The sequence below is a fragment of the Polaromonas sp. P1_F1 genome (assembly GCF_056405795.1).
The window spans coordinates 847,888-866,959 of sequence record NZ_JBFUBJ010000001.1; the positions used below are offsets into that span (position 1 = coordinate 847,888).

The 19,072-nt window shown below is 61.9% G+C and carries 14 protein-coding genes; 8 read left to right on the forward strand and 6 right to left on the reverse strand.

Annotated elements, in window-relative coordinates; translation table 11 throughout:
* Nucleotides 1–58: 58 nt before the first annotated feature.
* Nucleotides 59–727: a helix-turn-helix transcriptional regulator gene (locus AC1DZE_RS04100; RefSeq protein ID WP_477666524.1), complete on the reverse strand. Its 669-nt coding sequence runs from the start codon at nt 725–727 to the stop codon at nt 59–61.
* Nucleotides 728–817: 90 nt separating this feature from the next.
* On the opposite strand from AC1DZE_RS04100, the gene AC1DZE_RS04105 reads away from it, so the two are divergent.
* A complete protein-coding gene (locus tag AC1DZE_RS04105; protein WP_477668561.1) occupies nt 818–2,119 on the forward strand; it encodes a sensor histidine kinase in 1,302 nt (433 codons plus the stop codon).
* A 47-nt stretch (nt 2,120–2,166) separates the two neighbouring features.
* Nucleotides 2,167–3,153: a response regulator gene (locus tag AC1DZE_RS04110; RefSeq protein ID WP_477699812.1), complete on the forward strand. Its 987-nt coding sequence runs from the start codon at nt 2,167–2,169 to the stop codon at nt 3,151–3,153.
* A gap of 8 nt (nt 3,154–3,161) precedes the next feature.
* Here the strand turns inward: AC1DZE_RS04110 and cqsA are convergent, their stop codons facing one another.
* Entirely contained in the window at nt 3,162–4,412 is a 1,251-nt protein-coding gene (gene cqsA, locus AC1DZE_RS04115) for an alpha-hydroxyketone-type quorum-sensing autoinducer synthase (RefSeq protein WP_477673012.1), read from the reverse strand.
* Nucleotides 4,413–4,631: 219 nt separating this feature from the next.
* Nucleotides 4,632–5,075: a rhodanese-like domain-containing protein gene (locus AC1DZE_RS04120; protein WP_477668564.1), complete on the reverse strand. Its 444-nt coding sequence runs from the start codon at nt 5,073–5,075 to the stop codon at nt 4,632–4,634.
* Between the two features lie 200 nt (nt 5,076–5,275).
* On the opposite strand from AC1DZE_RS04120, the gene AC1DZE_RS04125 reads away from it, so the two are divergent.
* From AC1DZE_RS04125 to icmF, 5 genes are all read left to right on the forward strand, one after another.
* Entirely contained in the window at nt 5,276–6,166 is an 891-nt protein-coding gene (locus tag AC1DZE_RS04125; protein ID WP_477668565.1) for a PPK2 family polyphosphate kinase, read from the forward strand.
* 152 nt (nt 6,167–6,318) lie between these two features.
* Complete coding sequence (locus AC1DZE_RS04130; protein ID WP_477668566.1) at nt 6,319–7,428, forward strand: TRAP transporter substrate-binding protein; 1,110 nt, start codon at nt 6,319–6,321, stop codon at nt 7,426–7,428.
* 77 nt (nt 7,429–7,505) lie between these two features.
* Nucleotides 7,506–8,132, forward strand: coding sequence for a TRAP transporter small permease subunit (locus tag AC1DZE_RS04135; RefSeq protein WP_477668567.1), 627 nt, complete (start codon nt 7,506–7,508; stop codon nt 8,130–8,132).
* Between the two features lie 64 nt (nt 8,133–8,196).
* Nucleotides 8,197–10,185 carry a TRAP transporter large permease gene (locus AC1DZE_RS04140; protein ID WP_477699813.1) on the forward strand — a complete coding sequence of 663 codons (1,989 nt, stop codon included), beginning with the start codon at nt 8,197–8,199 and terminating at the stop codon, nt 10,183–10,185.
* A 185-nt stretch (nt 10,186–10,370) separates the two neighbouring features.
* Nucleotides 10,371–13,694: a fused isobutyryl-CoA mutase/GTPase IcmF gene (gene icmF / locus AC1DZE_RS04145; RefSeq protein WP_477699814.1), complete on the forward strand. Its 3,324-nt coding sequence runs from the start codon at nt 10,371–10,373 to the stop codon at nt 13,692–13,694.
* Between the two features lie 49 nt (nt 13,695–13,743).
* Here the strand turns inward: icmF and AC1DZE_RS04150 are convergent, their stop codons facing one another.
* From AC1DZE_RS04150 to AC1DZE_RS04160, 3 genes are all read right to left on the reverse strand, one after another.
* Nucleotides 13,744–14,892, reverse strand: coding sequence for an ABC transporter substrate-binding protein (locus AC1DZE_RS04150; protein WP_477672164.1), 1,149 nt, complete (start codon nt 14,890–14,892; stop codon nt 13,744–13,746).
* A gap of 182 nt (nt 14,893–15,074) precedes the next feature.
* The gene (locus AC1DZE_RS04155; protein WP_477672163.1) at nt 15,075–16,502 is read right to left on the reverse strand and encodes an MmgE/PrpD family protein; all 1,428 of its coding nucleotides are present in this window, start codon (nt 16,500–16,502) and stop codon (nt 15,075–15,077) included.
* Between the two features lie 105 nt (nt 16,503–16,607).
* Entirely contained in the window at nt 16,608–17,582 is a 975-nt protein-coding gene (locus AC1DZE_RS04160; RefSeq protein WP_477668572.1) for a Bug family tripartite tricarboxylate transporter substrate binding protein, read from the reverse strand.
* Nucleotides 17,583–17,758: 176 nt separating this feature from the next.
* Here AC1DZE_RS04160 and AC1DZE_RS04165 point away from each other — a divergent pair, with 176 nt between their 5' ends.
* Nucleotides 17,759–18,664 carry a LysR substrate-binding domain-containing protein gene (locus tag AC1DZE_RS04165; RefSeq protein ID WP_477668573.1) on the forward strand — a complete coding sequence of 302 codons (906 nt, stop codon included), beginning with the start codon at nt 17,759–17,761 and terminating at the stop codon, nt 18,662–18,664.
* The last annotated feature ends 408 nt before the right edge of the window (nt 18,665–19,072 follow it).

The following is a 19,072-nucleotide window of genomic DNA, read 5'->3' on the forward strand; positions in this document are numbered from 1 at the left end:
TGAAGCGCACCTGCAGGCGCAGGCCTACAGGTTTTCCAGTAGACGCGGCAAAGAACGCTCAGATCAATCCGAACCAGCACGCGCGCTGGATGGCGGCCAGCTTGTTGTCGACCTTGAGTTTGGTCATGGCATTGGAGAGGTGAAAGTTCACCGTGCGTTCGCTGCAGGCCAGCAACTCGCCGGTCTCGCGTGCCGTCATCCCCTGGAAGGCCAGGCTCAGGCATTCGAGTTCGCGCGGGCTCAGCGGGCTGCGCGCTTCGGCCAGCGCGCGCTTGAGCAGCGGCCAGATGTTGAGGGCCGACCAGGCCAGCAAGGCCGCCTCGCTGCGGTCATGCCACTGGCGCGGGCTGAAGAGGTAGCATTCAAAGGCCCGCCCCACCGTCAACGGAAAGGCGATGCGCACCACGCTTTGGTAACCGTGAGCCAGCCACAGCCGGCGCCAGCGGCCCAGGCTTTCGAAAGCGGTTTTGGAAATATCCTGCCAGGCGACAAGAGGTGCGTCGGAGTCGCGCCACGGGGCGCCGAAGTCCCGGCTCTCGGCCAGGGCCTCGGCGGCATCCAGCAGGCGCGGAGGGTGAATGGCCAGCACCAGCCGGTCTTCCTGCCCCCCGAACGGGTCGGGGCCCAGTACCATGAGCGCTTCGACCGAGAACTCGCGAAGGGCGCACAGCCAGTCGCTGATGACGCCGTCCAGGCTGACGCTGTCAAAGTTGGCAGGTAACAGCATTAGCTTGACGAGATAAGAACCGGGACAATACAGTCAAATGTCAAATGCATCATCAGTCAGGTTCCCGGTTGTGCTGGAGAAGTTCTTAACGTGAGGAGCGCCCGCTTTCACGCGTGGCTTGCGCGGCGTCCCCTGCTTCAGTGGCTGCGCGAGGAACTGATCCTTGCGCCCCTGGAGCCCATTTTGCATCCATCCCCGCGGCGGCTGTGGTGGCTGGGTCTTTCTTTTTTTTCGGGCAACGCCCTGTTCGCCTGGATCTGGTCGGTCTGGCTGCCGCAGCCCTATGAAAACCTTCCGCTGCGCGTCGTGGCCAGCGTGCTGGGCTACAGCCTGATGACCAAACGCGTCAACCATGACCCGGGAAGCCGGCTGGCGCAACGGGTATTTGGTGTGGTGTTCTGGCTCGAACTGCCGGTCCTGTTCAGCTGGATGTACCTGTGCAACGGCAGCAATACCGTGTGGCTGGCCACCCTGGCGGCCATGGTGCTGATCTACTACCATGTCACTGACTGGCGCCTGGCGACCCTGGGCACCATCACTGGGGGGGGGCTGGCCTGGGTCATGTTCCTGTACGTGGGGCCGGCGGTTCCCGCCCTGCCGGAAGACCAGCGCACCGTGCATGCCGTGGTATTTGCGTTTGCCTGGTCGATCGCGCTGGTGCTGAACCTTTCCTCGGCCAACCTGCGGCGGGAACAGCTTTCCAGCACGCTCACTACCATCGGCATCATGGCGCACGAGCTGCGCACGCCGCTGTCGACGGCAGCCCTGCTGGGCGATGCGATCCAGCTGGAGGTACAGCGCCAGCCCGACAACCCGCGCGCGCTGCAGCTGGACAAACTGGCGCTGCGCCTTCACGCACTGGTTCGAAACATGAACCACCAAATCGACACACAGATCGCGAATGCCAAGCTGCTGCAGCTGCCACGGCATACCCAACAGGTCGCGGCCGGCAAATTGGTCCAGGATGTCGTGGCGGCGTATCCCTACCAGTCGAGTCGCCAGAGGGAATGCGTGCGGGTGCTTGTTCACGATGACTTCACCTTCCGTTCTTCCGCCACACAGTTTTCCCAGGTGCTGGACAACCTCATCAAGAACGCGCTGCATTCCCTGATGGCGGCTGACTCGAAATACCCGCACGGCGCCCTGCGCATTGAAGTCGGCAGGACGCAGGCGCGCGGCCGCATCATGGTGGCCGATGAGGGCATGGGTATCGACGCTGCCTTGCTGCCGCAGATTTTCAAGCCGTTCTTCTCGAGCAACCGCGGCACGGGGCATGGCCTGGGCCTGGCCTTTTGCCAGCAAGTGGTACAAAGCGCAGGTGGCACCATTCATGTGAAATCAGAGTTCGCCGTGGGAGCTGCTTTTACCATCGAGCTGCCGATTACGGCCTGATACCTTGCACATGATTTGCTTTTGACAACCCGCGCTAGACTGACAACATGTCCTTTGCACTTTACCGCCGTCCCGGAGGCGTGGTTTTCCTGGACGACGACCCGGATTATCTCGAAATGCTCGCGGAAGTCATGCCGCTGGACTGGCATGTACGCCTGTTCCTGCGCCCGGTGGCGTGTATAGACCTGCTGCTCCAGGAGCCGGTGCGCTGGGAAGCGGATGCCTGGCGCCAGCAGGAAATCATCAATCGATGGCGCGAGGGGACGGCCCTGATCCCGCAAATCCTGCAGTACTGGCGGGAAGACGGCACGGCGCGATTTGCGCTCACGCAGGTCTGCGTGGTGGACTATTCCATGCCGGCCATGAGCGGGCTGAGGGTGTTGAGCGAGCTGACCGGGTGGTCGGGTTCGCGCGTTTTGCTGACAGGCAGGGCCGACGAGCAACTTGCCGTGTCGGCCTTCAACCGCGGGCTGATCGAACAATTCATTCCCAAGCAATCTCCGGAGATCCGGCTGCGCCTGACCGATGCGGTGCAGGCGCTGCTGCGACAGCCCGATCCCCGGCACCAGCAGACCTGGCGGGCGACGCTGTCCCGCGCGCAGCATGCGCTGCTGTGCGAAACATCCGTCGCGCAGGAGCTGGAAAACCTGGCGCTGCGGCAAGGCTGGATCGAGCATGTGGTGATCGGTGCACCCTTCGGTGTGCTGGCCCTTGACCGCAAAGGCAGCGTCAGCTGGTTGCAGCTGGAACCCGCCGGGAACCTGCCAGAGCTTGCCGAAATGGCGGCATCGCAAGGCTGGGATGCCTCGACCGTGAAGGACGTGGCGGCGGGCAGGAAACTCATCGATCTGGAACTGCAGCTGGCACTGGGCGCCGGCCACAAACCCCAGCCGCGCCAGGCCTTCGCCATCGCTTCCGGTCCGACCGTACTCCATGCGGCGCTTTTTACCGTCGGCGAGCCTTTTAACCCCGGCTTCATGAGCAGCCACGAGCGATTTATTGCCACCTCGGGTGAGAGACACCTTCAGGACTGACGCCGGCATCATGCCTCCTGGCCGGCCCGGGCGCGCCGTGCAATCGGCCAGTCCCATGGTTTCACGATCGGCGCGATCTCGCGTGCGACCGCTTCCACATGGTCCAGTTCGGAATCCATCAGCCCGGCATTCAGGGTTAACCTCATCATCGCGCGTTTGCTGCTGGTGGCCGGCGCGCAGAACATCGACGAAAACACGTTGCGCTCCTCCAGCCGGTCCCGCAACACCATGGTGTCGGATTCCAGTCCAACCTCCAGCGCAATGATCTGCTGGCTGCCCTGATGGATGGGATAGCCCAGCTCGCTCAAGGCAGACCGCAACCTGCGCGTGTGGGCGTGAAGCCTTGCACGCGCATCGTCGCTGTTGCGGATCACCTCCAGCGTGGCTGCAAGGCCGGCAATCTCGTGCGGCAGCAGGCTGGAGCTGAAGATATTGGGAAAGCTTGAACAGAGAATGTAATAGCGCATGTGCGCCGGCGCGGTAAAAAAGCCGGCCCGGCCGGCAAAAGCCTTGGCAAGGCTGGCGGTGATGAAGTGCACGCGGCTGGTGAGGCCCAACTCGGCGCACAGCCCCGCACCTTCCGGGCCGTGTGTGCCCAGCGAGTGCGATTCATCCACCAGGATCATGCAGCCGTGCTGCTCGGCCACATCGACAATTTCCCCCAGGGGACAGATGGCACCCGTGGTGCTGTACACGGAATCGACCACCACGATGCCAGGGCCGTTCCTGGCGATCATCCGGGCGAGATGAACCGGATCATTGTGGCGAAAAGCGAAAGCCGGGGCGCGCGCCGCATGGGCGCCTTCCCACAACGATGCATGGGCCAGCGTATCAAGGTATACAGGGGTCTGCGCATCGGCAATCGCCTGCAGCAGGCCGACATTGGCCGCATAACCCGATTGGCAAATGAAGCCGTCGTCCTTGCCGACCCAGGATGCCAGTGCCAGCTCCAGCGTGTGTGTGGGATGCTGGTTCAGGTGGAAGACACCGGACTGCACCACAAACTCCCGCTCCTTACGCAAGGCTTCCACCTGCGCGTGAACGATGTGCGGATGGCCAGTGACGCTGAGGTAGTCGTTGCCGTCCAGCCGGATGGCATTGGAGTCCGGTGTTTTGCCATGAAGCATGAACTTTCCGCTCCACTGCTGATTCCAGCGCGGCGTGAAGTCACGGGATATTCGCTGGCATAACTGGGCACCAAGGGCAGGGTTGGAAAACTGCGCGGCGTCAGGGGAAAGTTTGCGTTCGAGTACTTGCATGAGGGAGCTCCGTTAAAAAGGGGAACCCCATTGAAAGCGCTCAAACAAATTGATACTTCTTACCCCCTGTCAGAATTAACAGGGGGTACATCAATACACCAAATTTGCGACATCGTGGTGTGAACTATTCACCTCATTTTTAGGAAGTCCAACCGTCATTTAATTACATATTCAAGTTACAAAAAGTAGATGTACCGGCCACCGAAGGTGGCAGTCATCTCAACCCTGCTTCCACGGCAAGCCCCAAAAACGCCAGCCACCCTTGCGGCCGCGCTGCCCCTGCTCATCAGCATCGCCTTCAAAACCTTCGAGGATGTTGTAAGCCTGGACACCCAGCTCGGTCGCGCGTTTGGCCGCTGCGACCGAACGTACGCCGCTGCGGCACAACAGCACTGCCTTCTTGCCGGCAGGCACGGCGTCCTTCAGTCCTTCCTCAAAACCAGCATTGATCGCCATGCCCGGCCATTGCTTCCAGGCCAGAGGTACTGCGCCGGGCACATAGCCCACCCATTCACGTTCGGCGTCGGTCCGCACATCCACCAGCACGGCTTCACCCGACTGCATCCACTCAAAAGCCAGCTGTGGAGAAATATCGCCGGCATAACCGGAAGCAGGCTGGACACCAGGCCGCGCGGAAGCATTTGCAGAAGTGTTTTTTTCCATGACAGGGCCTCTCAGTTCAAATGTTGATCAACAGGCATATGGGCGTGTATGCATCTCATGGCAACGGCCCAAACCAGCAGATCAAGTTTATCCACCTGAAACCACCCATCAGACGGTGAGGGGCATAGGCTGGCCGCGCGCCCTCCTCACGTGGGCTGGGCATGCACAATCATCCTACCGATGAACTGCAGGAGACCCGGATGCCCCGCAACAACGCCGACACACCTTCTCCACAAGAGGTACAGCCTGGCAAGGCAAGCTTCAAGGCGCTGGCCAAAACCGTAGCCCCCTGGCAACCCTCCCCGACGAAGCCCAAGGGGTTTTCCCTCGCCAGCCTTGACCCGGCAGCCAAGCCGTTCTCGACGGGCGACAAGCTACGTGATAAAGCTGCCGTCGAAGCACTGGCCACGGAGATTGACGGATTGCAAAACCTGTTTTACGCGGACAAACGCTACAAACTTCTTGTGGTCCTGCAGGGAACGGACACCTCAGGCAAGGACGGGACATTGCGCGGTGTCTTTGGGCGCATCAGCCCGCTGGGCGTACGGACGGTCAGCTGGAAGGCTCCGACGGAAGATGAGCGGGCGCATGACTACCTGTGGCGAATCCATCAGCAGTTGCCGGGCACGGGGGAGATCGTGATTTTCAACCGCAGCCATTACGAAGATGTGTTGGTGCCGCCCGTCAACGGATGGATCACATCGGCACAAACAGCACAGCGGTTCCGGCACATCAACGACTTCGAACGCATGCTCTCGGAAACCGGTACGGTGATCCTCAAGTTCATGTTGCATATCAGTCCCGATGAGCAAAAGCAACGGCTGCAGGAGCGACTGGATGACCCCGCCAAACACTGGAAATTCAGCGCGGGCGACCTGGAGGTCCGCAAGCAGTGGAAGCAGTACCAGAAGGCTTACGAAACGCTGCTCCAGGCCACTTGCACTCCTTGGGCACCCTGGACCGTGGTGCCAGCGGACTCCAAGACGCATCGCAACCTGATGATCGCCACCCTCGTCCGGGCCAGGTTGCAGGAACTGAAGCTACGCTTTCCGCCGGGCGATCCGGCCCTCAGGGGGCTGAAAGTCACCTGAGCTCCTCGCGGGCTCCTGTCGGTCACGCACAAACAGTTTCACCCTGAGAAGGGGCAACAACCTGTAGCGTTGGTGGAAACCCTCTTTGTAAGGAATGGGCAAGACGGAATGATGAGTCCTCTTATCTTTTTCGAAACAACAGGAGACAAGTCATGACCGAGAGCAAAAGCCCCCGCAGGCGCGGCCTGCTGAAAGGCGCCGCGATTGCCGCCGGCGCCCTGTCCGCCCCCATGGTCGCCATGGCGCAGACAACGTCCTTTCGCTTCCAGAGCACCTGGCCGGCCAAGGACATCTTCCATGAATACGCCAACGATTTCGCGAAGAAGGTCAATGACATGGCCGGCGGCCGACTGAAGATCGAGGTGCTCCCCTCCGGCGCGGTCGTGCCGGCATTCCAGCTGCTCGAAGCTGTGAACAAGGGCACGCTGGACGGCGGCCACGGTGTGGTGGCCTACCACTACGGCAAGAACAACGCCCTGGCCCTGTGGGGCTCCGGCCCGGCCTTCGGCATGGACCCGAACATGGTCCTGTCCTGGCACAACTACGGCGGCGGCAAAGCACTGCTGGAAGAAATCTACAAGTCGATCAGCATGGATGTGGTGTCATACCTCTACGGCCCCATGCCTACGCAGCCGCTGGGCTGGTTCAAGAAGCCGATCGCCAAAGTGGGTGACATGAAGGGCCTGAAGTTCCGCACGGTCGGACTGTCGGTCGACATCTTCACAGCGATGGGCACCTCCGTCAATCCGCTGCCCGGCGGTGAGATCGTACCTGCGCTGGACCGCGGCTTGATCGACGCAGCCGAGTTCAACAACGCCAGTTCGGACCGTGTTCTGGGTTTTCCGGATGTGGTCAAAAACTGCATGCTTCAGAGCTTTCACCAGAGCGGAGAGCAGTTCGAGATTCTGTTTAACAAAGCCAAGTACAACGCGCTACCCGCCGAGCTCAAGGCAATCATCGACTACGGCGTGCAGGCTGCCAGCGCCGACATGAGCTGGAAGGCCATAGATCGCAATTCCACCGACTACGCTGAAATGAAAAAACAGGGCATCAAGTTCTACAAGACGCCCGACGCCGTGCTCAAGGCACAGCTGGAAGCCTGGGACAAGATCATCGAGGACAAAGCCAAGGCCAATCCGCTGTTCAAGAAGGTGATCGACTCGCAGAAGGCCTACGCCGCGCGCACCATCCCCTGGCAGAACGACTACATGGTCGATTTCAAGATGGCCTACAACCATTCCTTCGGCAAGAAGAAGGCCTGAGCCTGCGAGCCCCGGCGAAGCCGGCCAGCCGTCCAACCCTGGATGGCTGGCCTTTTTGATGGGAACACCGGTTCAAAATGAATACACAAAAAATCCTTCACACGGCTGATCACATCAGCACCTGGGTCGGGAAGGCCGCCGCCTGGCTCATCGTGATCCTCATGGTGGTCGTTTGCGCTGAAGTTTTCAAGCGTTACGCGCTCAACGCGCCCACCGCATGGATCTTCGACGTCAATAACATGCTGTATGGCACGCTGTTCATGCTGGGGGGCGCCTACACGCTGGCGCATGACGGCCATGTGCGCGGCGACTTCTTCTACGGCAACTTGAAGCCCCGCACGCAGGCCTGGCTGGACCTGGTCCTGTACATCGTCTTCTTCCTGCCCGGGATTATGGCGCTGACCTGGGCCGGCTGGACATACTTCAATGAGTCACTGGCGATGCGCGAACAAACCTTCAACGCCACCCCTATCCCGCTGTATCCGTTCAAGTTTGTCATCCCGGTGGCTGGCACCATTGTGCTGATGCAGGGGCTGTCCGAGATCCTGCGCTGCGTCGTTTGTATCCGCACCGGCATCTGGACACCGCGGCTCAAGGACGCCCAGGAATCCGATGTGGTCGCGCAGCAGCTGGCCGGCAGCGAGTTTGTCGATGAAGAAGCCAAGCTGCTGGCCATCGAAAAATCCGCCGGCCTGAAAGGTTGAACATGAATCGCCCGGCCGTTCCGAAGATTCATGGCACCGCAGCCCACAGGGCGGAGGTCTCCAAATGAGCAACGCAGTCCTCGGCATGACCATGCTCGGCCTGATCGTGGTCGTCATCATGATGGGCTTTCCCACCGCATTCACACTCATGGGCCTGGGCATGGCGTTCGGCTTCGTGGCCTTCTACGATCCGTCCACCCATTTTTGGGAAAACAGGATCTTCGACCTGATGGTCCAGCGCGCTTTTGGAGCGATGACCAACGAGACCCTGTTATCGATTCCGCTGTTTGTGCTGATGGGCTATGTGATGGAGCGCGGCGCGCTGGTGGACAAGATGTTCCATAGCGTGCAGCTGGCGTTCCGCAGCGTGCCCGGCTCGCTGGCGGTCACCACCCTGATCATCTGCACGTTCTGGGGCATCGCCAGTGGCCTGGTGGGCGCTGTGGTGGTGCTGATGGGCGTGATCGCCATGCGGCCCATGCTCAACGCCGGCTACGACACGCGGCTGGCGGCCGGCGTGATCACCGCCGGCGGCACGCTGGGCATCCTGATCCCGCCCTCGGTGATGATCATCGTCTACGCCGCCGTCGCCGGCCAGTCCGTGGTCAAGCTCTACGCGGCGGCCATGTTCCCCGGCTTCTTCCTGGCCCTGCTCTACCTGGTCTACATCGTCGGCTGGGTCATGCTCAACCCCAAGATCGCGCCCAAGCTGCCGCCGGAGCAGAACCGCGCGCCGGTGCCGCTCTGGCTGCAGCAGGTGACCGCCGCCTATTCGCGCAGGACGCTGCCGGCGTTGGCCATGGCCGTCGCGGCTCCGGGCAAGGCGCTGCAGGCGGGCGCCCAAGTCAGCCGCGGCTTCCTGTTGCGCAGCTTGGGCACAGCCCTGGTGCCGGTGGTGCTCGCGCTGGCGACTCTGGGCGGCACCTGGTGGTATGTGGTCATCCATTCGCAGGCCGACAACATCGCCCAGGTGGCGGCGGCACGCACCGCCAAGGCCGCAGCGCCGGCGGGCGGAGGCCTGCAAGGGCCCGCAGTCAGCGGCGAAGTCCAGGAACCACCGACGGAGAGCGGCGTGAAGGAGCCGCCGGCCGCCGAAGGCGGCCTCCAGGAACCACCTGCGGAAGAAGGGCTGAAAGAACCCGGCGACACGGTCAAGGAGCCGGCCGAAGCCGGCGGCTTGCAGGCGCCGCCGGGATCGGAAGATGCGAAGCCATCGACAGCGACAACCACCGCCGACGCACCACTGCAGGAAATAGGCGAGCCCTCGGGTTCGGGGCCACAGACCGCACCCGTGCCCGAGTCCTTCTACACGGGCTTTGCCATCGCCTGCGTGCTGATGGCGGGACTGCTGCTGTGGTACTACCGGCGCTTCGACGCCGAGCAGTTCGAGATCCTGCGGATGCTGGTGAGCTCGGTCATGCCGCTCGCGCTGCTAACCATCGTCGTGCTGGGGGTCATCCTGTTCGGCATCACAACCGCCACCGAATCGGCGGCCGTCGGCGCGGCCGGCGCCTTTCTCATGGCTTGGCATGCCGGCACGCTGGACTTTCAGAAAATCAAGGAGGCGGTGTTCCTGACCTGCAAGACGACCTCCATGGTGTGCTGGCTGTTTGTGGGTTCAGCACTCTTCTCCGCGGTTTTCGCTCTGCTGGGCGGCCAGCGCGTCGTCGAGGAATGGGTGATGTCGATGAATCTGACACCACTGCAGTTCCTGCTGCTGTCGCAGGCCATCATCTTCGTCCTGGGATGGCCACTGGAGTGGACCGAGATCATCGTGATCTTCGTGCCCATCTTCCTGCCGCTGCTGCAGCATTTCCAGATCGATCCGATTCTTTGGGGCGTGCTGGTTTTCGTGAACCTGCAAGCGGCCTTCCTGTCGCCGCCCGTGGCGATGTCGGCTTTCTACCTGAAGGGGGTGTCGCCACCCCATGTGACCATCAACCAGATCTTCGCCGGCATGATGCCCTACATGCTGATCGTGATCCTGTGCATGGTGTTCATGTACGTCTGGCCCGGGTTGACGCTCTGGCTGCCTAAATACCTGTACGGGTAAACAGCCCGGAAGCCATTGGGCCCCAGGCTTTGGCAAAGAGGGGCGCTCCGCGTCCCTTTTTTTGCTCGCACCGCTACAGGGCGCACACTTGATCGGCGCCGGCTTACCGGCTAAGATTGACGTTTACGTAAACGTCAATCAAACAGATCACAGATCGACGGCCCAACCGCCGCCCGGAGACAACCATGACCGACATGTCCGCTGAATACAAAGCGCTCGCCAGCTACCGCCCTACTCACAAAGTGCGCTTCATCACGGCGGCCAGCCTGTTTGACGGTCATGATGCCGCCATCAACATCATGCGGCGCATCCTGCAGAGCATGGGCGCGGAGGTCATCCACCTGGGCCACAACCGCAGCGTGGACGAAGTGGTCACAGCCGCCCTGCAGGAGGACGCGCAAGGCATCGCTATCAGCTCCTACCAGGGCGGGCATGTCGAGTACTTCAAGTACATGGTCGACCTGCTCAAAAGCCGCGGCGGCGAACACATCCAGGTGTTCGGCGGGGGCGGCGGCGTCATCGTGCCGCCCGAAATCCGCGAGCTGCATGCTTACGGCGTCACCCGCATCTACAGCCCTGAAGACGGCCAGAAGATGGGCCTGGCCGGCATGATCGGCGAGATGGTCATGCGCTGCGACAAAGACCTGACCAGTTTCGCGCCCAAGAACGTCACGGCCATTGAAGGCCACGGAGAGATGAACTGGCGGGCGCTGGCGCAGTTGATCACGGCGCTGGAGAATGGCAAGGCCGACGCGGCGCTGGTGGACAAAGTCCGCACGCAGGCCTCCACCTGCAAGATCCCTGTGCTGGGGATTACGGGCACTGGCGGCGCCGGCAAGTCTTCATTGACCGACGAGTTGATACGCCGCCTGCGCCTGGACCAGAACGACAAATTGCGCGTGGCAGTCATCAGTATCGACCCGTCTCGCCGCAAGAGTGGTGGCGCGCTGCTCGGCGACCGCATCCGCATGAACGCGATCAACCCCTGGACTGTCCCCCTGGCAGGACAGAAGGACGCCGACAGCGGTCAACGCGTCTTCATGCGCTCACTGGCCACGCGCGACTTCGGCTCCGAAATCAGTCAGGCCCTGCCCGACGTGATCGCCGCCTGCAAATGCGCAGGGTTTGACCTGATCGTGGTCGAGACCTCCGGCATAGGCCAGGGCGATGCCGCCATCGTGCCGCATGTGGACGTGCCCATGTACGTGATGACGCCCGAATTCGGCGCCGCCAGCCAGCTCGAGAAAATCGACATGCTGGACTTCGCCGAGTTCATCGCCATCAACAAGTTCGACCGAAAGGGTTCGCTCGACGCCCTGCGCGATGTCTCAAAGCAAGTGCAACGCAACAAGGAAGCCTGGGGCACGCCGGCCGACAAGATGCCGGTCTTCGGCACCATGGCTGCGCGCTTTAACGACGACGGCGTGACGGCCCTCTACCAGGCGCTCAAGCCGCGCCTGGCCGCGTTGGGCCTGGCGCTTGAGGGCGGTGTGCTACCCGCGGCCGAAGTGCGCCACAGTACCAACCAGACGCCGGTGGTGCCGGCCGCGCGAACGCGCTACCTGGCCGAAATCAGCGACACGGTGCGCGGCTACAAAAAACGTGCCCGCGCGCAAGCCCAACTGGCGCGCGAGGTGCAGCAGCTCAAGGCCGCGGCCTCCATGCTCAAGATCGACAAGCCCGACCGCGCGCCAGCCGCCGAAGCCGCGCTGGACCTGGCCGGTCACCGCAAGACGCGCATGGACGCCGATGCCCGCGCCCTGCTCGCCCAGTGGCCCGACATGCAGGCCGCCTACGCCGGTGACGAATACGTGGTCAAAATCCGCGACAAGGAAATCCGCACGGCGCTGACCACCAAATCGCTCTCGGGCACCACCATCCGCAAGGTGGCGCTGCCGCAGTACGAAGACCACGGCGAAATTCTCAAATGGCTGATGCTTGACAACGTGCCCGGCAGCTACCCTTACACTGCCGGCACCTTTGCCTTCAAGCGCGAGGGTGAAGACCCGACCCGCATGTTCGCCGGCGAAGGCGACCCCTTCCGCACCAACACCCGCTTCAAGCTGCTCAGCGAAGGCATGGCGGCCAAGCGGCTGTCCACCGCGTTTGACTCTGTCACGCTCTATGGCAACGACCCGGCACTGCGCCCTGACATCTATGGCAAGGTCGGAAACTCGGGCGTTTCCATCGCCACGCTGGACGACATGAAGGTGCTGTACGACGGCTTTGACCTGTGCAACCCATCGACGTCTGTTTCCATGACCATCAACGGCCCGGCGCCGACCATCCTCGCGATGTTCATGAACACGGCGATCGACCAGAATCTGGAAAAATTCAAAAAGGACAATGGCCGCAACCCCACGGCAACCGAAGCCGCGAAGATTCGCGAGTGGGTGCTGGAAAACGTTCGCGGCACCGTGCAGGCCGACATCCTGAAAGAAGACCAGGGACAGAACACCTGCATCTTCTCGACCGAGTTCAGCCTCAAAGTCATGGGCGACATCGCCCAGTACTTTGTGCACAACCGGGTGCGCAACTTCTACAGCGTTTCCATCAGCGGTTACCACATCGCCGAAGCTGGTGCCAACCCGATCAGCCAGCTGGCCTTCACGCTGTCAAACGGTTTTACCTTTGTCGAAGCGTATCTCGCGCGCGGCATGCACATCGACGACTTCGCGCCCAATCTGAGTTTCTTCTTCTCTAACGGCATGGACCCGGAATACACGGTGATGGGCCGCGTGGCGCGCCGCATCTGGGCCGTGGCCATGAAAGAGAAATACGGCGCCAACGAGCGCAGCCAGAAGCTGAAATACCACATCCAGACCTCGGGCCGCAGCCTGCATGCGCAGGAAATCCAGTTCAACGACATACGCACCACGCTGCAAGCGCTGATCGCGATTTACGACAACTGCAACTCGTTGCACACCAACGCGTTCGACGAAGCGATCACCACACCCACAGAGGAATCGGTGCGCCGGGCCATGGCGATCCAGCTCATCATCAACCGCGAATGGGGCCTGGCCAAGAACGAAAACCCCTCACAGGGCGCCTTCATCATCGAGGAACTCACCGAGCTGCTCGAGGAAGCCGTGCTGCTGGAGTTCGAACGCATCGCCGAGCGTGGCGGCGTGCTGGGTGCCATGGAGACCGGCTACCAACGCGGCCGCATCCAGGACGAGTCCATGCACTACGAGATGCTCAAACATACCGGTGAGCTGCCCATCATCGGCGTCAACACCTTCCGCAACCCGCATGGCGACGCGGTACAGGACAAGCTCGAACTGGCCCGCTCTACCGAAGAAGAAAAGCAAAACCAGCTCAAGCGCCTGGGCGACTTCCACCGCCGCCACGCGGACGAGTCACCGGCCATGCTCAAGCGCCTGCAGCAGGCCGTGATTGAGAACCTCAATGTATTCGAGGTATTGATGGAGGCGGTGCGGGTCTGCTCGCTGGGGCAGATCACCAATGCGCTGTTTGAGGTGGGTGGGCAGTACCGGCGGAATATGTAAATCGCCGGGGGCTGCTATTACCTAACTGATCAATGGCAAATTATTTGAGCTATTGACGAATCCTGCCAGAGCTGGTGACGATGGATAACTCGACGAAGCTGGAGCCAGAGTGCTGTCCAGGTTTAAAGCTGATCAAGTAACCACCAAAGTCAAAATTACTCATGCTGTCCAAGGCTAGAACGCTCCCCTCGCGGCTGGGCCTGCTGCCTTGGCGGCGTATCGCTTCAGAAATGACGCGAGCGGCAATATAGCCCTCCATCATGGCGTAGCTCACAGGCACTTCCAGGTTGGGTGTCTTGGCAGCGGTCTCAGTAAATTCCTTGACTAGCTGACTGGAGACCTTGTACGGACTTGGCGTCACTTGGGCGATAGCCACACCTTGCATCTGCTCCGGAGACAGTCGTTTCGAGAGTTGCTCGATGTCGGCGCCCGAATGCGAAAGCAGTTGAGCCGCGCCACCTGCAATACGGTACTTCTCAATGAAGCCAGCCGCAGCAGACCCGCTGGAAACCATGATGATCGCTTGCGGCTGCATGTTCATGAAAGTGTCCACGGCGTCGGTGACATTGACCGTGTTGGCGACGTAGGAGGCGCGTCCTTCGATCGTCGCTCTGACTTTCCTAGCTGACTCCTCGGCCGCGGCGATTACCGCAGTTGAGCCCGGCCCAGCCTCATGGAAAAGCCCCAGGCGCTTAATCCCGATGGTGGCCAAATGCTCGATGAGTTTGGAAATCTCGTCGCGCAGGCCTGCCCGCACGCTATACAGGTAGGGGGTGTCCGGCTGAATCTCCGAAGTACGGTAGCCCACCAGAGCGATCTTTTCTTTTGCCAAAATTCCCGCAGACACCAAGTCTGCAACATTCTTGCCGCCAAAGTAGCCGGCCAGGACCAGCGGCTTATCTTCAGCAATCATCTGCTTGGTCAAAGTGACCGTGTCGTCGGGCCTCCCGCCATCATCCTTGCGCAAGAGTGTGAACTTATGACCGTTGATGCCGCCGGCCTTGTTCATGGCGTTGAAATGCAATTGCATGCCGGCGGCGTAAGCGCGGCCCTGACCGGCCTCCGGCCCTGACATGGGGCCGACCTGGCCCACTATGATCTCTGCGGCGAGTACCGGACCGGCTCCCGTCACAAGGGCCCCCACGGCCAGTGCCATCAGGGCCTTGGCGAAAGCCGACGATAAACAACGGTTGTGCATGATGATGAGAGCTTCCTTTTGTGCCGCGAATCTGACGGACTTGGGTATCGATCAGTTGTCAACCTGCTGCAACACGGTCATTTCCAAACGCGGACTCTCCGTTGCCAGCGCCGCTTCGACTGTGATCCGGACGGGGGAACCGTCGGGTTCGGGCCCGCCTGAGCAGGGCTGGATTCCATGGATCAGGGAAGGGGGCTCGACCCGCCTCCTCGTGGACGGCCGAAACGCGTGCCGTCATCGACCCGGGCTTCGAACTGCAGCAGCGCCAGCAGTTGGCGAACCTTGACGCCTTGCGGTCGAGCCAGGTTGTCGCGAAGCGGTGCCAAACGCTCTTCCGGAAGGATGCCCGTGGTGCATTGCTCGAATTTGATTTGCCGCTCCAACGGCGAAAACGGATTCAGGAATGACCCTTTGGCGTGGTGAACCACACGCTCCAGGCGTCGTCCGTCCTTCAAGATCACGGCCGTGGTGTGGGGAAGCAGCTGTGTTGCGGTTTCTACGCGTGTCGAGTCCAGGTGCATTGCGACGCGTGGCATGAGGCGCCGGGTCATATCGTCATGCACCGCTTGCGGCGTGAAGTCGGCCAACGTGACCGTGCCGTAACGGAGCATCGTTGCCACCGCGTAGGGCATGGAGAACATGGCCTCGCGGGGACCCTGGGGCTCTGGGTATTTGAGGTTCACCAGGTTGACGCGCCCGACCAGGGTTTCAACACGCTCCACCGCTTCCGGGCCAAAACCATGTTCGGTTGCGAGGGCATGCAATGCGTCCAGGCAGCGGTGCGTGGACGCGCAGTTGGGATACAGCTTGAACGCCAGGCCATGGCTGTCGATCGCCAGCGGGCCGTCACTGACCGCAGCCACGGACTGCCAGTCGGCCGCAGAGCCACCGGCGTAGAGTGCGCCAAACCCGTGCGGGCCTTCCAGGACTGTATCGCTACCGGTGACGCCCGATGCCGCCAGCGATGCGGCCAACACACCACCTTGCGCCGCCAGTCCGGCATGCACGGGTTTCGTGTCGGTGCCGAACTGGACCTTGGGTCCAGCTGCCATGGAAACGGCCAAGCTGAGGGCGTGTGTCATCCCGCTGACTCCCAGCCCAAGCAGTCTGGCGCAAGCGGCTGCGGCAGCAATTACACCAATGGTTTGGGTGCCATGCCAGCCTTTTTCGGCATGGGACCGGTCCATCGCCATCCCGACGCGGGCCATCACCTCACTTCCGACGATCAGTGCATCCAGAACCGCATCGAGCGTGGCATCAATCTCGTGGGCTTGCGCCAGGATGGCTGGGATCACGGCGCAGCCAAAATGACCGCCAGCGACGAGAAACATCTCATCCAGCTCCCGCGCATGGGCGGCCGTGCCGTTGGCCAGCGCACTGAAGGCGGCACAAGTTCCGGTGCTGCTGCCCACCACCGGGACTGGGCCCGTGGCAGGCAATCCCGCCCGTACCGAGGCGCAAACCGGGTCCCCAGCACCTGCCACCATGGCAGCAATGGTGTCCTCCAGGGAGTGCTCCGCCGTGCGCAGGGTGGATTCACCCCATTGATTGGGAACCGTGGCAGCCCAGTGCGCGAGAACCTGGGTAGCGGGGACGGGGGAACTGAGCATGCTTGTCCTTGGGGTCTGTTTTGGTATGTGGTTGCGCCTATCAGCGCAGCCGGGTATGGAACGAACGGCAGACACGCAGCAGCAGGTCTACGCGAGAAGGCAAGCTCAGTCGAGCTTTACTCCGGCGTTGCGGATTACGTCACCCCATTTTTTGGCTTCGCTGTCGATATGCGTCTTGAAAAACTCGGGGGTTCCCCCGAGCGCGACCTGCCCCACTTGCGCGAATTCGGCTTTGGTCGCAGGTGCCTGCAACCAGTTGTTGATCTCACGGTTCAGGCGCAGGATCACGGGCCGAGGCGTGCCCGTCGGTGCCACAATGCCGCCCCATGCCACCACCTCGAAGCCTGCAATGCCCGCCTCTTCCATGGTCGGCACATTGGGCAGCAGCGCCGAGCGACGTTTACTGGTAACCGCGAGCGGACGCACCTTGCCCGACTGGATCGCGCCCACCATGGACGGCAGGTTGTCAAACATGAAGTCGATCTGCCCGCCGATCAGGTCGGTCTGCGCCTGCGGGGCCCCGCGGTAGGGAATGTGGCTGAAGCTGATGCCGGCTTTTTCCTTGAGGATTTCGCCGCTGAGGTGACTGGTGGTGCCGTTGCCGCCGGAACCCATGGTCAGATTGCCCGGGTGGCTCTTGGCATAGATGACCAGTTCACGCACCGAGGCGATGGGCAGGCCATGGCGGACCACCAGCACATTGGGCACCTGCGAGAGCACGGCCACCGGCGCCAGGTCTTTATCGGGGTTGTAGGGCATCTTGGAAATCAGGCTGCGGTTGATGGCCATGGTCACGATATTGCCGAAGCCCAGCGTATAGCCGTCGGGCTTGGCGGTGGCCACCGCCTGCATGGCAATGGTGCCTGCCGCGCCGGGGCGGTTCTCGACGATCACCGCTTGTTTGAGTTTGTCCTGAAGGTAGTAGGCCAGTTTTCGGCTGGTCTGGTCGGGCGTGCCGCCGGCGGCCGAGGGCACGATCAGTTTGATAGGCTGGGTGGCGGGCCAATCCGCCGCCAGGGCGGTGCCAGCCAGCGTGGCCGCCGCCAGCAGCAGTACAAGGCGCGCTTGAAATTTCGACATCTGTGACTCCAACTTCTGTTCTTGAGGGGCCGCCCACTGCGGCGCCCTGAATATCTGACATGCGCGCCGGCCTGTCCAACGGAATAAACGCATACCCCCCTGCATTTATTTCATGCCTGCATAGCCTTTTTCATTGCGGGCGAACGGATGCCATGCCAATAATGGCCGTAACCGCCATGAAATATCCAACGCAGCGCCACCTGCCCTCCATCGTCAACCTCAACACCTTCGAGGTGATTGCACGGCGCTTGAGCATCACTGCCGCAGCCGATGAACTGGGTCTGACGCAAAGCGCGGTGAGCCGCCAGCTATCGGACCTGGAGGGCTTTGTCGGCGTTGCACTGTGCCGGCGCACAACTAGCGGGATGGAGCTGACGGTTGACGGTGCCAGCTACCTGCGGCGGGTGCGAACTCTGCTGGACGAGCTGGAGTCAGCGACCATCGCCGCGTCCATGGGCTCCATGCCAGGCAAGATACTGCGGCTGTCCGTGCCCACCACCTTTGGCACGCTGTGGGCCATGCCACGGCTGTGCGCCTTCGCCATCGCGCACCGGCAGATCCAGCTGGACGTGGCCACGCATACCGGGCCCATCAGCATGCGCGACTCGGGGCTGGACGCGGCCATCGTCTACTGCGAAGGGCCGGAGCCCGGCTGCGTGGCCGACCTGCTACACCCCCTGCACTCCTTTCCTCTTGCGGCGCCCACGCTGAGCCGGCTGGCGGCGCCGCTGACGGGCACACAAATGGCAGCGCTGCCCTTGCTGCACCAGAGCATGGTGCCCAACTCATGGCCGGCCTACCTGCGGCAGCTGGGCGCGTCTGTAGAAGTCCCGATGCCGGGTGCCCACTACGGTCTGCTGTCGCTTGCATTGACGGCAGCGGAGGCCGGTCTGGGTGTCGCATTGGCGCCGGACTATGTGAGCGCATCGGCGCTGCAGACCGGGCGCCTGGTCAAGCTGAATGACAAGCCCTTTATTTCGCCGCGCAGTTACTTTCTGGTGACGACGAACGAGCGCGCCAAGGCGCCCGTAATCCAATCACTGCGCCAATGGTTGACGAGCCAGTCGCCGCCTGCCCCTTGAGGCTCCGGCGGTGTCCAGCTGAATGAGGCGGAGGCGGCGTGGGCCAGGAGACTGATCAACGCGCGAAGTTGCCGCTCCAGGCCAATCACACCAGAGACGCCGGAGAGTGCAATGGGCCAAGTCACAAATTCCGTCGAAGTCCACCTCAATGGTGAGGACCCCAGGGGCCTTCCCAAAGTGGCATCGACGGATTCGTACCCAGCGTGCGTTTTGCCTCGGCCCTGGTTTTGGCCGCATTGACCGGTTTGACATGGTGGTCCGGCACACGCAGGGTTTGCGTTTGGCTGACTGGACTGACCGGGCGGCCGGCGGCAGCGTCTGAGGCATGTAGGCCGGTTGTGGTGAAAGCGGCCGCCAAGCCGACAGATGCAAGGGGTCGCATGATAAGGGCCAACATTTGAAGCCTTC

Bases quoted from the DNA above. Each gene is read 5' to 3' on its own strand.
- AC1DZE_RS04130 (WP_477668566.1), top strand. From the start codon at position 6,319: ATGACCGAGAGCAAAAGCCCCCGCAGGCGCGGCCTGCTGAAAGGCGCC.
- AC1DZE_RS04160 (WP_477668572.1), bottom strand. From the start codon at position 17,582: ATGTCGAAATTTCAAGCGCGCCTTGTACTGCTGCTGGCGGCGGCCACG.
- AC1DZE_RS04110 (WP_477699812.1), top strand. From the start codon at position 2,167: ATGTCCTTTGCACTTTACCGCCGTCCCGGAGGCGTGGTTTTCCTGGAC.
- AC1DZE_RS04155 (WP_477672163.1), bottom strand. From the start codon at position 16,502: ATGCTCAGTTCCCCCGTCCCCGCTACCCAGGTTCTCGCGCACTGGGCT.
- cqsA (WP_477673012.1), bottom strand. From the start codon at position 4,412: ATGCAAGTACTCGAACGCAAACTTTCCCCTGACGCCGCGCAGTTTTCC.
- AC1DZE_RS04100 (WP_477666524.1), bottom strand. From the start codon at position 727: ATGCTGTTACCTGCCAACTTTGACAGCGTCAGCCTGGACGGCGTCATC.
- AC1DZE_RS04120 (WP_477668564.1), bottom strand. From the start codon at position 5,075: ATGGAAAAAAACACTTCTGCAAATGCTTCCGCGCGGCCTGGTGTCCAG.
- AC1DZE_RS04165 (WP_477668573.1), top strand. From the start codon at position 17,759: ATGAAATATCCAACGCAGCGCCACCTGCCCTCCATCGTCAACCTCAAC.
- AC1DZE_RS04125 (WP_477668565.1), top strand. From the start codon at position 5,276: ATGCCCCGCAACAACGCCGACACACCTTCTCCACAAGAGGTACAGCCT.
- AC1DZE_RS04150 (WP_477672164.1), bottom strand. From the start codon at position 14,892: ATGCACAACCGTTGTTTATCGTCGGCTTTCGCCAAGGCCCTGATGGCA.
- AC1DZE_RS04140 (WP_477699813.1), top strand. From the start codon at position 8,197: ATGAGCAACGCAGTCCTCGGCATGACCATGCTCGGCCTGATCGTGGTC.
- AC1DZE_RS04135 (WP_477668567.1), top strand. From the start codon at position 7,506: ATGAATACACAAAAAATCCTTCACACGGCTGATCACATCAGCACCTGG.
- icmF (WP_477699814.1), top strand. From the start codon at position 10,371: ATGACCGACATGTCCGCTGAATACAAAGCGCTCGCCAGCTACCGCCCT.